Consider the following 18,050-nt stretch of genomic DNA (forward strand, 5'->3'; position numbering starts at 1 on the left):
GGAGTTCAATGATGTCGAATGCTACGCAGCCGGATGCTCAACCTCACGATCAGGCACTGGTGCGTTTGAAGTTGATGTTCGCCAAGCCGGAACATCCCTATTACATTCTTGCGCCGAGCTACCGAGAGACGTCGTCCGGTATTGTCTCGCTGCATTACCTCTGCCATCTGCTCAACCTGAATGGGCGTGAGGCCTACCTGTGCGGTACGACGGAGATCAACCCGGAACTGAAAACGCCGGTGCTTGACGCTGCGGTTGCCGAGCGCCACCGGGCTGCGGGTAAAGTGCCGATTGCGGTGTATCCGGAAGTGATCTCTGGCAACCCGCTCAACCTGCCGGTGGTGGCGCGCTTTTTACTGAACTTCGAGGGTTTCATTTCGGGCAAGCCCATGGATGCCCGGGTTGATGACCTGTTGTTCTATTACGCCCCCCGTCTTGCCGAACACCGTGGCAGTACCGGTGGCGATCTGCTGTGCCTGCCGACCATCGATATCGAGATGTTCTGCCCGAGTGCTTCTGACGGCCCACGGCAGGACTGTTATCTCTACCAGAACCGCCATCCACTGGCGTCGATCGACTACAGCCTGCTGCCTGCCGATATCAAACTGTTGAGCATTGCCAATGCCCTGACGCTGCCTGAACTGGCCGCCGTCTTGCGCACGGCGCAAGTGCTGTATACCTACGAATGGTCGATGACCTGCGTGATGGCCGTGCTCTGTGGTTGCCCGGTGATTTTCATGCCCGGCCAGGGCATTGACCGCACATTCCTGGAAAACAGCTTCTTCGGCTGCATCGGCTTTGCCATGCTCGATGAGCCCGATGCCGTCGCGCTGGCCAGGTCCAGCCTGGATCAGGCATTGCCCCGTTATGTCGAGCGCACTGCGCCGTTCTGGCAGCAACTGGATGTGTTTATCGACAAGACCCAGCTCGCCGCGCGGCGTGAAGCAGCCGGCAACCGGTTGGGTGCGCTCGACTGGTTGCGCCAGCGTTATCCGCAGCCGGCTCAGCTGAAAGTGCTCAACGAGCGATTGGCCAAGCCGGCCGGTCCGCGTCTGGCGGTACTGGTGATCGACAACGGTGATTCGGCGGCGTTGGCCGAGACCCTGCACAGCCTTGCGCACGGCTTGTACCAGCAGGCACAGGTGACCGTGCTGGGTGGCGCCGAACTGCCGGGTGCCAGTGTGCGCTGGTTGCCATGCGACCCGCTGCAGCCTGTGGCACAGATCAACGACTGGCTGGCCCTGAGCGACTGCGACTGGTTCATGGTGGTCGAGGCCGGGGTGAGTTTTATCGCCAGTGGCCTGCTGATGACTGCCGTACACCTGCTGGATACGCCTGCACAGTGCCTGGCGGTATACGCTGATGAAGCACGCCGTCGCGAGGAGGGTGCGGTTGAACTGCACCTGAGGCCGGACCTTGGCCTGGACTTGCTGCTGGCGACCCCGGCGGCCATGTCCCCGCACTGGTGGTACCGGCGCGAAGCCGTCGTGGCCCAAGGTGGCTTCGATCATGCCGGCGGTCGTGCGTTTGAGCTGGCGTATCAGTTGCGCCTGCTCGTCGAGCAGGGGCCCGGCTGCGTGGGCCATGTGAGCGAACCGCTGCTGATCGGCCAGGCAAGGCTGGAAGGGCGCTGCACTGATGAGCAGTCGGTCATCCTGGCCCACCTGCAGGCGCGCGGTTACCCGGCTGCCCGGGTGATGCCGGTCGACGTAGGCGCCGGCGCGTACCGCATCGATTACGGCCATCAAACGCCAGCCTCGGTCAGCATCCTGATCTACCTGGACGGCGAACTGCAGCAGTTCCAGCAGTGCCTGGAAAGCCTGCTGGCGCAGACCGCCCATGCCGATTACCAGGTGCTGTTGATCGAGCCCGGTAGCGCAGCTCCGGCGTTGTTGGCCTGGCTGGAGATGATCGAGCAACTGGACGACCGTCGGGTTCAGGTGCTTCGTTTCATGCCCGGGCAGCCGCGTGCGGCCATGTGCAACGCGGCGGCGCAGGAGGCAACCGGTGAGTATCTGGTCTGGCTCGATGTGCACAGCCGTGTGCTCGAGCGCGGTTGGCTGCATGCGTTGCTCAATCATGCCCAGCGCCCCGAGGTCGGCGCCGTGGGGGGCAAGTTGCTTGATCGCGACGGCAAAGTCCGCCAGGCAGGCCTGATACTGGGGCAGGCCGGTACAGTCGGGCCGGCGTATGCAGGTTGGAACGCCACAGCCCCGGGCTGGCTGGGGCAGCTGTGGCTGGAGCGCAACTGCCCTGCGGTTGGCGGTGCGTGCCTGATGCTGCGCCGGGAGCTGTTCATCGAGGCCGGCGGCTTCGACGCGGATCCGCTCATGGCGCCTTGGGCCGATGTCGACTTGTGCCTGAGGCTGGTGCGAGGCGGCTACCTGAACGTCTGGACGCCTTATGCCCGGCTGTTGCTTGATGACAGCCCCACCCCGCAGCCGGACCCTGAGCAGGAAGACGCGCTGTACGCACGGTGGTTGCCACAGCTGGCCAGCGACGCTGGCTACAACAGCAACTTCTCGCTGCGCAACGGCGAGGGCTTAACCCTGGAAAACAACGGTTTCAGCTGGCGCCCGTTGAAAGGCTGCGTGCCAAGCGTACTCGCCTGCGCGGCTGATCAGCAGCAAGCGGGCCGCTCGCGGGTAATCCAGCCATTCAAGGCGCTGCGTGACAGTGGCAGCCTGGAAGGGGGGCTGAGTGCTGGCCTGCCAACCCTCGTGGAGATCGAGCGCCTGCAGCCTGCGAGCGTGATCCTTCAGCGACCGCTGGGTGATGCCGGGCTTTCGGCGTTGCGCCGCCTGCGGGCGTTTTCCCAGGCATTCAAGGTCTATGACCTGGACGGTTACTTGCCGGAAATGAACATTTCCGGTGGTTGGGACGCAGACGAGCTGATGCAACGGCTGCGCCTGGGGATGATGCACGCTGACCGTGTGCTGGTCGCCAGTCCGGCGCTGCTCGAACTGCTTCGCGGCGAACATGACGACGTGCGCCTGGTGGAAAGCGCATTGCCTGCCAGCTGGTCCGACCTGCGCCCGCTGCGAGCTCAGGGCAGCAAGCCGCGCGTGGGCTGGATCGGCAGTGTGGATGCGCACCTGCTGGCCGACGTGGTGCCGGCGTTGGCCAATGAGGTCGAGTGGGTGGTGCTGGGCGACTGCCCGGCGGCATTGCAGCCCCTGCTGACAACCTGGCGGCCCACCGTGGAGCCGGATCACCTGGCGCCAGCGTTGCTCGGGCTTGACCTGGACCTCGCATTGGTGCCCATGGCCGAGACCTTGGGCAACGCCTGCTCTGGCGACCTGCGGGTGCTGCAGCACGCTGCATGCGGCCACCCGGTTATCTGCAGCCGGGTGCCGGGGTTCGCGGGCGGCGATGTGCTGCCGCTGACGCGGGTGGCCAACACCGCAGCGGACTGGATACAGGCTATTCGCCTGCACCTGGCAGACCGCCAGGCGTCAGCGTGCCTGGGTGATGCCTTGCAGGGCAGGGTGCGTGAGGGGTGGTTGCTTGAAGGCGAGCGACTGCAAGCATGGCGGCGGGCGTGGCTGGCGGATTGAGTGCCATACGCAAGCTGAAACTGACAACGGTGGGCTCGCCCTGCCAAAAAGCCGGAAGCGGATAGTTATGAACAACACTCTTGATACATTCATCGGCGCTTACAGCGACGCTTTCGGCTATGCCTATGACAACAACATCATGCTCAACTGGTATCCGCGACGCATCATGGAGCTGTGTGGGCCAACGCTCGATTTGCTGGAGCTGGGTATTGGCCACGGCTTCTCGACCAACCGTTTTTCCGGGTATTTCAAGTCTCACACCGTGATTGACGGCTCGGCTTCGGTGATCGCCCAGTTCAAGGCGCATTACCCGCACAGCCCGGCGCAAATCGTCGAAGGCTACTTCGAGCACTTCGACACCGAACAGCGTTTCGATGTGATCGTCATGGGCTTCGTCCTTGAACACGTGGAAGATCCGCAACTGATCCTGCGCAAGTTCAAGCAATACCTGAGCCCGGGTGGGCGCTGCTTTGTCCTGGTGCCCAATGCGCAGTCCCTGCACCGACGTTTCGGCCATGCCGCCGGGCTGCTCGATGACATGATGACGCTGGGCAAGGGTGACCACGAGCTGGGCCATCTGCGCGCCTATTCGCTGGAAACCCTGACCGAGGAAATACAACGGGCAGGCCTGCGCGTGGTGCGCAAAGAGGGCCTGTTCCTCAAGCCATTCATGACTTCGCAGATGAAGCTGCTGGGGCTGAGTGAAGCGATCACCACGGCCATGTGCACGGTAGCAATCGACTACCCCGAGCTCAGTTGTGCGCTGATGCTCGAAGCGGCGGTTGCCGACGCATGAAGAGCCTGGTAATCGGAAGTACATCGGTCATTGGCGGTGCGGTGGCGCAGGCACTGGCGCAGTTGGGGCCGGTCAGGCTGGCCGGGCGTCGCGACGCCGATATCGCATTTGACTTGAACCAGCCCGTGCTGCCCGTCGATGCCGGCCAGTTCGATCTGGTCGTACATGCTGCCGCCGACTTCGGCGGCCTGGAGCCCGCCGCGCTGTTGCGTGCAGAACAGGTCAACAGTGTCGGCACCTTGGCTGCCTGCCAGCTTGCCGAACACTGTGGGGCCAGGCACTTCGTACTGCTGTCCTCCCGCTCGGCAGGCTACCGGCCGGGTGACCCGTATTACGGGATCTATGCGCTGTCCAAGCGCCATGCGGAAGAGGTGGCCAGCCTGTATTGCCAGCAGCGCGGCATGGCTTTGACCATCCTGCGGATCAGCCAGGTTTACGACAGCCAGGCTCGTTGCCGTAGCCACCAACCGTTGTTGTACGCCATTGCCGACAGTGCCGCCGCTGGCAGGCCTGTGCAGTTGTACGGCAGCAACGATGCCCGGCGTGACTACTTGCATGTGGATGACCTGGCGCAGATCTGCGCCTTGGTTGCCAAGCGCGGTATTGAGGGCGAACACGATTGCGGCCACCCCCAGCATCTGCGGCTATCCGAAATCGCCCTGGCAGCTTTTGCGGCCTTCGGCACCCCTGCCGATGTGCGCTTTTTGCCGGACAAGGCCGATATCCCGGACCTGCCGGCTGCTGCATGGGCCAGCGACTTGTACACGCGCATCGGCTACGCACCGCGCATTGATATGCGCGCCGGTTTCGAGTTGATCAAGGCCCATCGGGAGGCGCAGTCATGAGAACCGTCATGGTGACCGGCGTCGGCGCCATCATGGGCTACGGCCTGCTCAAGTCGCTGCGCGAGGCGGACCCGTCAATACGTCTGCTGGGTACCGATATCTACGACGATGCGGTCGGTCGGGCCTGGTGCGATGTATTCGAGCAGGCTCCGCTGACGGCAGACGAAGGGTATGGGCAATGGTTGCTGAGGGTGCTGGAGCTGTACCAGGTGGACCTGCTGATCCCCGGCATCGAGCAAGACGTGCACTGGCTGTCGGATCACCGTGCGTTGCTGCGCCAGGCGCGCTGCCAGGTGGTACTCAATGACCAGCGGCTGATCGACTTGTCGAGGGACAAATGGGCCATGGACCAAGCCCTGGTGGCGATGGGCGACCCTTGTCGTATCCCGAGTGTACTGGGCGGCGATTTTGCAACGTTGAAGGCTTCACTGGGCCTGCCGTTCTTGCTCAAGCCGCGCCGCAGTTACGCCTCCAAAGGGTTGGTCTGGGTGAGGCAAGAGCAGGACTTCGCTCCCCATGCCAGGCTGCTGGGTGATTTTCTGATGGCTCAGCCGATCATCGGTACGGCGGCGCAGGAGTACACGGTGGCGGTGTTCGGCGATGGCCAGGGCGGTGCCGGTGCGATGATCACGTTTCAGCGCAGCCTGGCGTCGGACGGTTCTACGGCGAAGGCGCGCGTTTGCCATCACGCCACCCTGGAGCAGGCCGTCGTCAGGTTGTGCCAGGCGTTCAAGCCGGTTGGTCCGACCAATCTGCAGTTCCGCCGTGCCGATGACGGAACCTGGCGGTTGCTGGAAATCAACCCGCGCATTTCCTCGACCAGCTCTATCCGTCGGGCGTTCGGCTACAACGAAGCGGCAATGTGCCTTGCGTTCTATCTCGAGCAGCGCACGCCATCTACGCCCACCATCAGGTCGGGGTTTGCCGTCCGCTATATAGAGGATCACGTGGTTCATGATCGGGATCATTTCTGACGTTCACGGCAACTACAGTGCGCTGTGCAGCGTGCTGGAAAGGCTGGATGCACTGGGCGCTTCGCAGGTCATCTGCCTGGGGGATACCGCAGGCTACTACTGCCAGGTGAACCTGTGCTGCGACGCGTTGCGTGAGCGCAACGTGTTTTCGGTCATGGGCAACCATGACTGGTACCTCGCCAAGGCGCAGCGCTGCCCGCGTTCCAACAGCGCCAATGCCTGCCTGGACTACCAGGCCAGCGTGATCAGCCCGCAAAACCTGGCATGGCTGCAAAGCCTCGACATGCAGTCAGTGCAGCATGGGGTAAGCATTGTGCATGGCGGCTGGGGTGACCCGCTGGATGAATATCTAAGCCCCTCGCAGGCCTATTTCGACGCACTGCCTGGCTGCCATTTCGCGTCGGGGCATACGCATGTGCAGTACCAGTGGCAGGGGGAGGGCAAGCAGTACTGCAACCCAGGCTCGGTCGGCCAGCCCCGTGACGGCGACCCGCGCGCCGCCTTCGCTACGTGGGACGGCCAGGCGTTTGCGCTGCACCGTGTTGAATACGACATCGCTCAGGTGCAGCAGGCGATGGCCCTGGCCGGCTTCGATGCCTACTTTTATGAAAACCTCGACAAAGGCACCCAGATAGGCGGGCGGATCAGCTCGGTCCCTGGGCGTTGAGCGGCGTTATCACCTCCCTTCCTTCGTCGTTTACTGCGGAAGACCCGTAATGAGCCCTGACAAGATCTATTTCAACCGCCCCCACATGACCGGCAAAGAGCTTTACTACATTGCCGAAGCCAAATTCGGCAACATGCTTGCTGGCGATGGTCAGTTTACCAAGCGGTGCCACCAGTGGCTGGAGGCGCAAACCGGCTGTGCCAGGGCGCTGCTTACCCACTCATGCACGGCGGCACTGGAAATGACCGCGCTGATGCTGGATATCCAGCCGGGCGATGAAATCATCATGCCGTCGTACACCTTTGTGTCTACCGCCAATGCCTTTGTGCTGCGCGGCGGTGTACCGGTGTTCGTGGATATCCGGGCCGACACCCTGAACCTCGACGAGCGCCTGGTAGAAGCTGCCATAACCCCGCGTACCAAGGCCATCGTGCCCGTTCATTACGCCGGTGTGGCCTGTGAAATGGATGAGCTGATGGCCATTGCCCGCAAGCATGGCCTGCACGTGGTCGAAGATGCCGCCCAGGGCGTGATGTCGACGTACAAGGGCAGAGCCCTGGGCAGTATCGGTGACTTGGGGGCGTACAGCTTCCATGAGACCAAGAATGTGATCTCCGGTGAGGGGGGCGCGTTGTTGGTGAACACCCCGGAGCAAGTGCTGCGAGCCGAGGTTATCCGGGAAAAGGGCACCGACCGCAGTCGCTTTTTCCGTGGTGAGGTGGACAAGTACACCTGGCAGGAAGTGGGCTCGTCTTTCTTGCCGGGCGAGCTGATCGCTGCATTCCTGTGTGCCCAGCTGGAAGAGGCGCAGTCCATCACTGACAACCGCCTGGCTGTCTGGGATGGCTACCATGCCGCTTTGGCTGGCCTGGAGCGGCAGGGGCTGCTTCGTCGCCCGGTGGTGCCGCAGCACTGTCAGCACAATGCGCATATGTACTACGTCCTGCTTGCCCCTGGAATCGATCGTCAAGTAGTGCTTGATAGGCTCAAACAGCAGGAAGTCTACGCGGTGTTCCACTATGTGCCGCTGCACTCGTCGCCTGCCGGTCAACGTTATGGGCGCACCCACGGCTCGATGGAGGTCACGGACTACAGTTCCGAGCGCTTGCTGCGCCTGCCGTTGTGGTGGGGCATGCCCAAGGCGACCCAGCAGCGCGTGCTACAGGCCTTGGGTGACGCCCTTGCCAGGTTCTGACAGGCGGCGCCATGGTGTTTGATGCAGCGAAGGTCCATTCGACAAAAAGAGCGTGACTTACGAGTCAGAACGCGCATCTTCACTGTATATTGTCGAATACCGGGAGCCGCTGCGTTGTACCTGGAATACGCTCAGGGATCGGTCGCGACCGTATCGTCTGGCGTATTGCCGTTGCGCAGGCAGTGGGAACTTCGCTGTTATTGAATTGGGAAGCCATATGATTGGCATAAAAAGCATCGCCAGCTACGTGCCTACCGAAGGGGTGGATAACTACGCCCAGGGCGCGAAATTCGGCAAAGACCAGGACTTTATTTTCGGCAAGATCGGTTCGACCTTCTTGCCGCGCAAGGACGATAACCAGGAAACTTCCGACCTGTGTGTCGAAGCTGCGAAGAATCTGTTCGCTGCCAATCCGTCGCTGGACCCGGCTTCGATCGATGCGGTGATCGTCGTCACCCAGAACGGCGATGCCGAAGGCTTGCCGCACACGGCTGCGATCGTGCAGCACAAACTGGGGCTGTCGACAGCCGTTGCCGCCTTCGATATCTCCCTGGGTTGCTCGGGTTATGTCTATGGCCTTTACGCCATGAAGGGCTTCATGGAAGCCGCGGGGCTGAAAAACGGCCTGCTGATCACCGCCGACCCGTACTCGAAGATTGTCGATTGCGAAGACCGCAATACCACCATGCTGTTTGGTGATGCCGCCACTGCCACCTGGATGGGTGAGGGTGCTACCTGGCAGCTGGGCAAGTCGCTGTTCGGCAGCGACGGTGCCGGTGCCGAACACCTTCGCACCACCGATGGCAAGTTCTTCATGAACGGTCGGCAGGTCTACAACTTCGCCTTGGTGAAAGTGCCGGCTCACCTGCAGCAATTGCTTCAGGCCAGCGAACTGCAGGCGTCTGACATCGACCTGTACTGCCTGCACCAGGGTAGCGCGGCGATCGTAGACGCTGTTTCGGCGCGCTTTGATGATGGCGAGTACAAGCAAAAGTTCGTCAAGGACATGGTCGAAACGGGTAATACCGTGTCGTCCAGCATTCCGCTGCTGCTGGAAAAGCACGTGCTTGGCTCGTCGTGCAAACGTGTCGCGCTCAGTGGCTTTGGTGTGGGGCTGTCCTGGGGTTCGGCTATCATCGAGCGCCGTGATTGACCGCTCGTCAGCCTTGAAAACGCCGCCAACCTCTGGCGGCGTTTTCGTTTCCAGCCTGCAGAAAATTGCGCCTGTAAATTGGCGTCAACTCATTGATTTCATTGGGCTGGCACGGGGCCAGCAAATTTTTTTGAAAAAACCCTAAAGCAAGCCGCCCTGACGACGATAACTATTACGAAGGTTCTCTGTGCCACCTCCGGCTTATCAGCCAAGGCCGGAAGCCGTAGTACCCAATTCAACGAGGAAATCGTCATGGCTTTGACTGTTAACACCAACACTACCTCCCTGGGCGTTCAGAAAAACCTGAACCGTGCTTCCGATGCGCTGAGCACTTCGATGACCCGTCTGTCCTCCGGCCTGAAAATCAACAGCGCCAAAGACGACGCCGCCGGCCTGCAGATCGCTACCCGCATGACCTCGCAGATTCGCGGTCAGACCATGGCTATCAAAAACGCCAACGACGCTATCTCCATCGCCCAGACCGCTGAAGGCGCGATGCAAGAGCAGACCAACATTCTGCAGCGTATGCGTGAACTGGCTGTTCAGTCGCGAAACGACAACAACAGCGAAGAAGACCGTGACGCTCTGGACAAAGAGTTCCAGTCGATGCTGAAGGAAATCGACCGTATCGCCAACTCCACTCAGCTGAACGGCAAGAACCTGCTGAACGGCGACGCTGGCGAAATGACCTTCCAGGTGGGTTCCAACACCGGTAGCGACAACCAGATCACCATCAACCTGAGCGATGCACTGAACACTGGCGGCGCCCTGAGCGGCCTGTCCGGTCAGAACATCACCGGTTCCGACAGCTCGTCTGCCGAATCGACCTTCACCGCGGCCATGAGCGCCATCGACGACGCGCTGAACAAGATCAACAGCACCCGTGCTGACCTGGGTGCGGTACAAAACCGTCTGACCAGCACCGTCAACAACCTGCAAAACATCAACGAAAACGCCGAAGCTGCCCGTGGCCGTGTACAGGACACCGACTTCGCCGCTGAAACTGCCCAGCTGACCAAGCAGCAGACCCTGCAGCAAGCCTCCACTTCGGTACTGGCCCAGGCCAACCAGCTGCCATCTGCCGTACTGAAGCTGCTTCAGTAATCGCTCATGGTGATCGGCGGGGGAGTGCATACTAAGGCGCTTCCCCGCTTTTTCGTTACGAGGTGGTAGACATGGACATGAGCGTCAAGCTGAATCTGTCCTACGCGGCAGCCCGCCCAGCCGAGCCGGCAGGCGACAAGCCGTTTGCCCGGCCGACGGATGCGTCCAGTGCCAGCAGTGATACGCTGGAACCCAAAGCCATCAATGCTGCCGAACACAGCAATGATGTCGAAAAGGTGAAAAGCGCCGTTTCGGAAATCGAAAAGTTTTTAAGCTCTAGCCGACGAAACCTGGAATTCTCCACGGACGAAGAATCCGGCAAGATCGTGGTCAGGGTAATCGCCAGCGAGACCGGTGAGCTGATTCGCCAGTTGCCTTCTGAAGAGGCCTTGCGGATTGCTCACAGCCTGAGCGATGTGAACAGCCTTCTGTTCGACGCCAAGGTTTAAGTCGAAACAGAACGCATTGAAGCAGGATCAATGTCGGTCTTGCAGGAGCGGGACCTGACGTTTCAGAAAGAGGGATAACCTGATGGCGAGCACCATAGTCTCCAGTATTGGCCAGGGCACCGGTATCGATATCGGCAACATGGTTCAAGTGCTGGTAACTGCAGACACTGCGGCGAAGAAAGCGCAGATTACCCGGCAGACCAGCAACAACGCCGCGATGATTTCCGGTGTTGGCTCGCTGCGCAGTGCCCTCACGGCGTTTCAGGACGCCATGGCAAAGCTGAATAACAAGACCACGCCGTCATTCAATGCCTATGCTGCCAAGTCGGCGAACGAATCGGTGGTCAAGGTGACTGCCGGCAACACTGCAGTTGCCGGGACGTACGATATCGCTGTCAACCAGTTGGCAACGGGCTCCAAAGTCGCAAGTCCGCCGTTCGGCGGTGGTGCGTCGTCTGCCGTAACGGCAGGCAAGATGGTTGTCCAACAGGGTAGCAACTCGTACGAAATCGACGTCCCTGATGGTGCCACGCTGCAGTCTGTGCGTGACCAGATCAACAAGGAGCTGGGCGTACAGGGTATTTCTGCGAACGTCGTCAACGGCGAGGGTGGTGCGCGCCTGGTGTTCAGCTCTACAACCACGGGCAAGGGATCAGACCTGATGGTCAGCGGTATCCCGGGGTTGGAAATCGACGGCACCGAGCAGATGAGTGATACGGGCGGGGGCTACATTACCGCTATTGCGCAGGATGCAGAGCTGACCATCGATGGCCTGGCGGTCAAAAGTGCCAAGAACACCATCACTGACGCCATCAGTGGCATCACCCTGGAATTGACCGGGGTCAGCGCCAAGTCCGGCGCAACTGCCACCCCCACCAGTGTCACGGTTTCGCAGGATAACGACGGCCTGAAGAAGTCCGTTCAGTCGTTTGTCGATGCCTACAATACCCTGCAGAAGACCATCACCGCGCTGACGACCTCCACGCGTGACGAGGACGACAACCTCTCCCTCGGCCCGCTGAGTAACGACCCTACCACGCGCGCGCTGGTCAATGACATTCGCAAGGTGCTGTCGGAGGTGGGCTCCGGTGACCAGCTGACCACGCTAAGCCAGCTGGGTATCAACACCACCAAGGATGGCACGCTGGAGTTCAACTCCGTCAAGTTTACTTCGGCGATGAACGACAAGAAGCTGGGCTCGCAGGTTCAGGAGCTGTTCACGGGTGATAATGGCCTGATTTCGCGGATGAACAAGGCAATCGACCCGTACAACGCCACGGACGGTAGCCTGGCCACGCGCAAGGCCAACCTTGACAAGGTCGCCAAGAACCTTGCCGACCAGCAGACTGCGCTGGATCGTCGCACCGAGGCGCTCACCGAATCGCTGACCAAGAAATGGGTGGCAATGGATACGGCGGTCGCCAAGCTCAATGCCCAGGCCAACCAGATCAAGTCGGTCTTCGATGCGCTCAACGCTCAGGCCAAGAATTCCTGATCGGTAACCCTGTTTGGCAGAGGCCCGGCAGCGTCAACAGACGCTCCGGGCTTTTTGCGTTGGCGCTAAAGTTTTTTGACGCACTGGCGATACACAGGTATACGCAACCTTTTCGCAGCAACGAGGCAGATCCATGAACCCGATGTTGGCCCTTCGGCAATACCAGAAAGTCAACGGTGTGGCGCAGACGTCCGAAGCCAGTCCGCACCGCCTGGTACAAATGCTCATGCAGGGTGGGCTTGACCGCATGGCTCAGGCCAAAGGCGCCATTGCGCGCAATGACATCGCGCAGCGGGGCATTCTGATCGGCAAGGCCATCGACATCATCGGTGGCCTGCGAGAGGGGCTGGACCTGGAAAACCATGCCGACAGCCTGGCTGAGCTGGATAGCCTGTATGTCTACATGAGCCGCCGCCTGACCGAAGCCAACCTGAAGGGCGACCCGGCCATGATTGACGAAGTCGCACGCCTGATGATCACCGTGAAAGAAGGTTGGGATGCAATCGGCGATCAGGCGCCGGCTTCCTGATAAAGGTGGATGACATGAGCGAAATAATCGCCCGCATCGAACAAACCCGGGAAATGCTGCTGTCGGCGCTGGCCGATCGCGACTGGGAAGCGGTAGGGGAACTGGACCTGGAGTGTCGCTTGCGGATCGGTGACATGGTGAGCGAGGCGGCGGGCAATGAGGCCGACGTCAGCGCCAGCCTTGAGCAGTTGCTGGAGGTGTATCGCCAATTAATCGATGTTGCAAGTGGCGAGCGTCAATCCTTGGTCGATGAAATGACGAAAATCCGTCAGGCGAAAAACGCCGCGAAGGTATACCATTTGTTCTCGTAACCACGGATGTTGCAAAAAGCCATGCGCCATTAATTTGACTGGGTGGTGATTTTTGACTTTACTAGTGGCTGTTTTCGAATTTCAGACGTCCGAACACTGACCATTCAGTCGGAATGATGTCGAGCTCGCCCCTGCAGGGCGCCGATATGACTAGGGAAGTTGCTATTGCATGTGGCGTGAAACCAAGATCCTGCTGATCGATGACGACAGCGCGCGCCGCCGCGACCTTGCGGTGGTGTTGAACTTCCTCGGCGAAGAAAACCTCGCGTGCGCCAGCCATGACTGGCAGCAGGCGGTCGAGCCATTGTCCTCGAGCCGCGAAGTGCTGTGCGTGCTCGTCGGCACCGTAAATGCTCCGGGAAATCTTCTCGGGCTGCTTAAGACAGTGGCTGGCTGGGATGAGTTCCTTCCGGTTCTGCTTTTAGCTGATATTTCCTCTGCCGAGCTGCCGGAAGACCTGCGCCGCCGGGTACTCTCCAACCTGGAAATGCCGCCCAGCTACAGCCAGCTGCTGGATTCGCTGCACCGTGCCCAGGTCTACCGCGAGATGTACGACCAGGCGCGCGAGCGCGGCCGCCAGCGCGAACCCAACCTGTTCCGCAGCCTGGTCGGCACCAGCCGTGCCATCCAGCATGTGCGGCAGATGATGCAGCAAGTTGCCGATACCGACGCCAGTGTGTTGATCCTGGGTGAGTCAGGCACCGGCAAGGAAGTGGTGGCGCGCAACCTGCACTATCACTCCAAGCGCCGCGAAGCGCCGTTCGTGCCGGTCAACTGCGGTGCGATCCCGGCCGAATTACTGGAAAGCGAACTGTTCGGCCACGAGAAGGGCGCCTTTACTGGGGCGATCACCAGCCGTGCCGGGCGTTTCGAACTGGCCAACGGCGGTACCCTGTTCCTCGACGAAATCGGCGACATGCCGCTGCCGATGCAGGTCAAGCTGCTGCGCGTGCTGCAGGAGCGCACCTTCGAGCGCGTGGGCAGCAACAAGACCCAGAGCATTGACGTGCGCATCATCGCGGCGACGCACAAGAACCTCGAGACCATGATCGAGGACGGCACCTTCCGCGAAGACCTGTACTACCGGTTGAACGTGTTCCCCATCGAGATGGCGCCGTTGCGGGAGCGGGTGGAAGACATCCCGCTGCTGATGAACGAGCTGATTTCGCGTATGGAGCACGAGAAGCGCGGCTCTATCCGCTTCAACTCCGCCTCGATCATGTCGCTGTGCCGCCACGGCTGGCCGGGCAACGTACGCGAGCTGGCCAACCTGGTCGAGCGCATGGCGATCATGCACCCGTACGGGGTGATTGGCGTGTCCGAGCTGCCGAAGAAATTCCGCTACGTCGATGATGAAGACGAGCAGATGGTCGACAGCCTGCGCAGCGATCTGGAAGAGCGCGTGGCGATCAACGGCCACACGCCGAACTTCAGCAGCCACGCCATGCTGCCGCCCGAAGGCCTCGACCTCAAGGACTACCTGGGTAGCCTGGAGCAAGGCCTGATCCAGCAGGCGCTGGACGATGCCAACGGTATCGTTGCGCGCGCGGCTGAACGTTTGCGCATTCGCCGGACCACCCTGGTCGAGAAAATGCGCAAGTATGGAATGAGCCGCCAGGGCGGCGAGGACCAGGCTGAGGATTGAAGCCTGGCGGTCGCCTGTACCGGCCCGTTCGCGGGTGAACCCGCTCCCACAGGTATGGCGCAAGGCTTGAGGCCAGCGCTGACCCTGTAGGAGCGGCTTTAGCCGCGAAGCGCCGCGCGGGCGGCGCTCGATTTGCGCTCCACCCTAAATCCCGCGCCAAGCACTAAACCCCCATCTCCGGCACGGCTATTGCTACACCGCTGGCACCACACCGTTTTTATGACGGTCAGCCACGCGAGAGAGCACGATGCCCCAGGCCGCCCACCTATCCCGAGCCCCCGATCAGCAGGGGCAAACCCCGGTCGAGCAGGACAGCCGCCAGGGTATCGAGCACGCCTTCGCCCTGTTCAACCAGGTGTCCAGCCAGCTCAGCCAGTCCTATAGCCTGCTCGAAGCTCGGGTCAGCGAACTGAAGGGCGAACTGGCCGTGGTCAGCGCCCAGCGCATCGCTGAACTGAGTGAAAAGGAGCGCCTGGCCAACCGCCTGCAGAACCTGCTGGACCTGCTGCCCGGCGGGGTGATCGTGATCGATGGCCAGGGCCTGGTGCATGAAGCCAACCCGGCGGCCTGCGAACTGCTCGGCGAGCCGCTGATCGGTGAGTTATGGCGCCAGGTGATCGCCCGCAGCTTCGCCCCGCGCAAGGACGACGGCCACGAAGTCTCGCTGCGCGACGGCCGTCGCCTGTCGATCGCCACCCGTTCGCTGGACGCCGAACCCGGCCAGCTGGTGCTGCTCAACGACCTGACTGAAACCCGTCGCCTGCAAGACCAGCTGGCGCGTCACGAGCGCCTGTCATCGCTGGGGCGCATGGTCGCCTCGCTGGCGCATCAGATCCGTACGCCGCTGTCGGCTGCCATGCTCTACGCCAGTCACCTGGCCGATAGCGAGCAACAGTTAAGCGAGGAAACCCGCCAGCGTTTTGCCGGCACCCTGAAGGAGCGCCTGCACGAGCTGGAACACCAGGTGCGCGACATGCTGGTATTTGCCCGAGGCGAGCTGCCGCTGGGTGATCGGGTTACCCCGAAAGCCTTGTTCCAGGCCCTGCAGCAGGCAGCCCAGGCCCACGTGCAAGGGCATGCCATACGTTGGCAGTGCGACAGTCATCTGGGTGAGCTGTTGTGCAACCGCGATACCCTGGTCGGTGCGTTGCTCAACCTGATCGAGAATGCCGTGCAGGCCAGCGTCGGCGCGGCGCGGTTGAAGGTGCACCTGTTCCGCCGCGAGCGCACCTTGCACCTGTGCGTGAGTGATGCCGGCAGCGGTATCGACGCCGAGTTGCTGGCGCGTCTGGGGGAGCCGTTCCTGACCACCAAGGCCACGGGCACCGGCCTGGGCCTGGCGGTGGTCCAGGCTGTGGTGCGTGCACACCAGGGTACGATCAGCCTGCGTTCGAAAGTCGGCCGAGGCACCTGTGTGCGGGTGGAGCTGCCGCTGATCGACGGGCAATGGGCGGAGGCTGTGTAATGCCAATCAATGTGCTGCTGGTCGAGGACGACCGCGTCTTGCGCCAGGCGCTGGGCGACACCCTGGAAATCGGCGGCTTTGCCTACCGGGCGGTGGGCTCTGCTGAAGAGGCGCTGGAAGCGGTGCGGGACGATGCCTTCAGCCTGGTGGTCAGTGATGTGAACATGCCCGGTATGGACGGCCACCAGTTGCTCAGCCAACTGCGTCGCCAGCAGCCGCAGTTGCCGGTACTGTTGATGACGGCGCACGCCGCCGTCGAGCGTGCCGTCGAGGCCATGCGCCAAGGCGCCGCCGATTACCTGGTCAAACCGTTCGAGCCCAAGGCGCTGCTCAGCCTGGTCGAGCGGCATGCGGCCGGCCGGGTGACTGCTGACGAAGGCCCGGTGGCCTGCGAACCGGCCAGCCGCCAGTTGCTCGAACTGGCCGCGCGCGTAGCGCGCAGCGACTCCACCGTGCTGATTTCCGGCGAGTCCGGTACCGGCAAGGAAGTGCTGGCGCGCTACATTCACCAGCAGTCGCCGCGTGCTGCGCAGCCGTTCGTGGCGATCAACTGCGCGGCAATTCCCGACAACATGCTTGAAGCCACCCTGTTCGGCCACGAGAAGGGTGCCTTCACCGGCGCTATTGCCGCCCAGGCCGGCAAGTTCGAGCAGGCCGAAGGCGGCACCTTGCTGCTCGATGAAATTTCCGAAATGCCCATGGCCCTGCAGGCCAAGCTGCTGCGCGTGCTGCAGGAGCGTGAGGTGGAGCGGGTAGGCGGGCGCAAGCCGATCAGCCTGGATATTCGCGTGCTGGCCACCACCAACCGCGACCTGGGCGGTGAGGTGGCAGCCGGGCGTTTCCGTGAGGACCTGTACTACCGGCTGTCGGTCTTCCCCCTGGCCTGGCGCCCGCTGCGTGAACGCCCGGGTGACATCCTGCAGTTGGCCGAGCGCCTGCTGGCACGGCATGTGGCCAAGATGAAGCACGCCCCAGTACGCCTGTCGTCGCAGGCGCGGGCTTGCCTGCAGGCGCATGCCTGGCCGGGTAACGTGCGTGAACTGGACAACGCCCTGCAGCGGGCGCTGATCCTGCAGCAGGGTGGGGTGATCGAGGCGGCGGATTTCTGTCTGGCAGGCGCCATTCCATTGTCAGCTGGCACTGCGCCATTGCCAGAGCTGGCAGTTGAAGCCAGTGGCCTGGGTGACGACATGCGCCGCCATGAGTACCAGATGATCATCGACACCCTGCGCGCCGAGCGCGGCCGCCGCAAAGAGGCGGCCGAACGCCTGGGCATCAGCCCGCGCACCCTGCGCTACAAGCTGGCGCAGATGCGCGATGCCGGGTTTGACGTCGAAGCCAGCCTGTTCGGCTGAGCTGCAAGCCATAAGCTCCAAGCTTCAAGCTGATTTGAGCTGGGGCGCCTTTCAGCTTGTGGCTTGCAGCTTACGGCTTGTCACTCCAAGGCTGGCACCTTTGTTGCTTTACGTAGGCTATCCGCCGCATGAGTGTCAAAAAAATGCGGCCGCAGGAGAGAGAAGGGTCATGAGCCAAGGTGTTGAATTCAATCGTCTGATGTTGGACATGCGGGCCATGCAGGCCGATGCCATGTCGCTGCCCAAGGTCACTGCCGCGCCCGAGTTGGCGCCGGGGCAGAGTACCTTTGCCGACATGCTCGGCCAGGCCATTGGCAAGGTGCATGAAACCCAGCAGGCCTCGACCCAGCTGGCCAATGCCTTCGAAATCGGCAAGAGCGGCGTCGACCTGACCGACGTGATGATCGCGTCGCAAAAGGCCAGCGTGTCGATGCAGGCCATGACCCAGGTACGCAACAAGCTGGTCCAGGCGTACCAGGACATCATGCAGATGCCGGTTTGAGGACGGAC

Annotated in this window: 16 protein-coding genes; all 16 read left to right on the forward strand. The window is 61.8% G+C overall.

Annotated features, from left to right (window positions below):
* Positions 1 to 11: 11 nt before the first annotated feature.
* The 16 genes from IAE39_RS13070 to fliE all read left to right on the forward strand — a co-directional run bounded on the left by IAE39_RS13070 (position 12) and on the right by fliE (position 18,042).
* The gene (locus IAE39_RS13070) at positions 12 to 3,557 is read left to right on the forward strand and encodes a glycosyltransferase (protein WP_201202954.1); all 3,546 of its coding nucleotides are present in this window, start codon (positions 12 to 14) and stop codon (positions 3,555 to 3,557) included.
* A gap of 67 nt (positions 3,558 to 3,624) precedes the next feature.
* A complete protein-coding gene (locus tag IAE39_RS13075) occupies positions 3,625 to 4,353 on the forward strand; it encodes a class I SAM-dependent methyltransferase (protein WP_201202956.1) in 729 nt (242 codons plus the stop codon).
* Complete coding sequence (locus IAE39_RS13080; protein ID WP_201202957.1) at positions 4,350 to 5,198, forward strand: NAD-dependent epimerase/dehydratase family protein; 849 nt, start codon at positions 4,350 to 4,352, stop codon at positions 5,196 to 5,198. Before IAE39_RS13075 ends, IAE39_RS13080 begins: the two co-directional genes overlap by 4 nt.
* Entirely contained in the window at positions 5,195 to 6,172 is a 978-nt protein-coding gene (locus IAE39_RS13085; protein ID WP_201202959.1) for an ATP-grasp domain-containing protein, read from the forward strand. The genes IAE39_RS13080 and IAE39_RS13085 overlap by 4 nt, the downstream gene beginning before the upstream one ends.
* On the forward strand, positions 6,153 to 6,839 hold the full coding sequence (locus tag IAE39_RS13090; protein WP_201202961.1) for a metallophosphoesterase family protein: 687 nt from the start codon (positions 6,153 to 6,155) through the stop codon (positions 6,837 to 6,839). Before IAE39_RS13085 ends, IAE39_RS13090 begins: the two co-directional genes overlap by 20 nt.
* Positions 6,840 to 6,888: 49 nt before the next feature.
* Positions 6,889 to 8,034, forward strand: a complete 1,146-nt coding sequence (gene rffA / locus IAE39_RS13095; RefSeq protein WP_201202963.1) for a dTDP-4-amino-4,6-dideoxygalactose transaminase — start codon at positions 6,889 to 6,891, stop codon at positions 8,032 to 8,034.
* A gap of 217 nt (positions 8,035 to 8,251) precedes the next feature.
* Complete coding sequence (locus IAE39_RS13100) at positions 8,252 to 9,187, forward strand: ketoacyl-ACP synthase III (protein ID WP_201202965.1); 936 nt, start codon at positions 8,252 to 8,254, stop codon at positions 9,185 to 9,187.
* A gap of 252 nt (positions 9,188 to 9,439) precedes the next feature.
* Positions 9,440 to 10,291 carry a flagellin domain-containing protein gene (locus IAE39_RS13105; RefSeq protein WP_201202967.1) on the forward strand — a complete coding sequence of 284 codons (852 nt, stop codon included), beginning with the start codon at positions 9,440 to 9,442 and terminating at the stop codon, positions 10,289 to 10,291.
* Positions 10,292 to 10,362: 71 nt separating this feature from the next.
* On the forward strand, positions 10,363 to 10,740 hold the full coding sequence (locus IAE39_RS13110; RefSeq protein ID WP_201202969.1) for a flagellar protein FlaG: 378 nt from the start codon (positions 10,363 to 10,365) through the stop codon (positions 10,738 to 10,740).
* Between the two features lie 82 nt (positions 10,741 to 10,822).
* Positions 10,823 to 12,235 carry a flagellar filament capping protein FliD gene (fliD, locus tag IAE39_RS13115; RefSeq protein WP_201202978.1) on the forward strand — a complete coding sequence of 471 codons (1,413 nt, stop codon included), beginning with the start codon at positions 10,823 to 10,825 and terminating at the stop codon, positions 12,233 to 12,235.
* A gap of 133 nt (positions 12,236 to 12,368) precedes the next feature.
* A complete protein-coding gene (fliS, locus tag IAE39_RS13120; RefSeq protein ID WP_201202979.1) occupies positions 12,369 to 12,764 on the forward strand; it encodes a flagellar export chaperone FliS in 396 nt (131 codons plus the stop codon).
* Positions 12,765 to 12,778: 14 nt separating this feature from the next.
* Complete coding sequence (locus IAE39_RS13125) at positions 12,779 to 13,075, forward strand: flagellar protein FliT (RefSeq protein ID WP_201202980.1); 297 nt, start codon at positions 12,779 to 12,781, stop codon at positions 13,073 to 13,075.
* Between the two features lie 169 nt (positions 13,076 to 13,244).
* Positions 13,245 to 14,720, forward strand: coding sequence for a transcriptional regulator FleQ (fleQ, locus tag IAE39_RS13130; RefSeq protein ID WP_201202989.1), 1,476 nt, complete (start codon positions 13,245 to 13,247; stop codon positions 14,718 to 14,720).
* 247 nt (positions 14,721 to 14,967) lie between these two features.
* Positions 14,968 to 16,185, forward strand: coding sequence for a sensor histidine kinase (locus tag IAE39_RS13135; protein WP_201202990.1), 1,218 nt, complete (start codon positions 14,968 to 14,970; stop codon positions 16,183 to 16,185).
* Positions 16,185 to 17,540, forward strand: a complete 1,356-nt coding sequence (locus IAE39_RS13140; RefSeq protein ID WP_201202991.1) for a sigma-54-dependent transcriptional regulator — start codon at positions 16,185 to 16,187, stop codon at positions 17,538 to 17,540. Before IAE39_RS13135 ends, IAE39_RS13140 begins: the two co-directional genes overlap by 1 nt.
* Positions 17,541 to 17,709: 169 nt before the next feature.
* Positions 17,710 to 18,042, forward strand: a complete 333-nt coding sequence (gene fliE / locus IAE39_RS13145; protein WP_003254438.1) for a flagellar hook-basal body complex protein FliE — start codon at positions 17,710 to 17,712, stop codon at positions 18,040 to 18,042.
* Positions 18,043 to 18,050: the final 8 nt, after the last annotated feature.

Source organism: Pseudomonas sp. S37 (genome assembly GCF_016658545.1).
In the GTDB taxonomy this organism is placed as follows: domain Bacteria; phylum Pseudomonadota; class Gammaproteobacteria; order Pseudomonadales; family Pseudomonadaceae; genus Aquipseudomonas.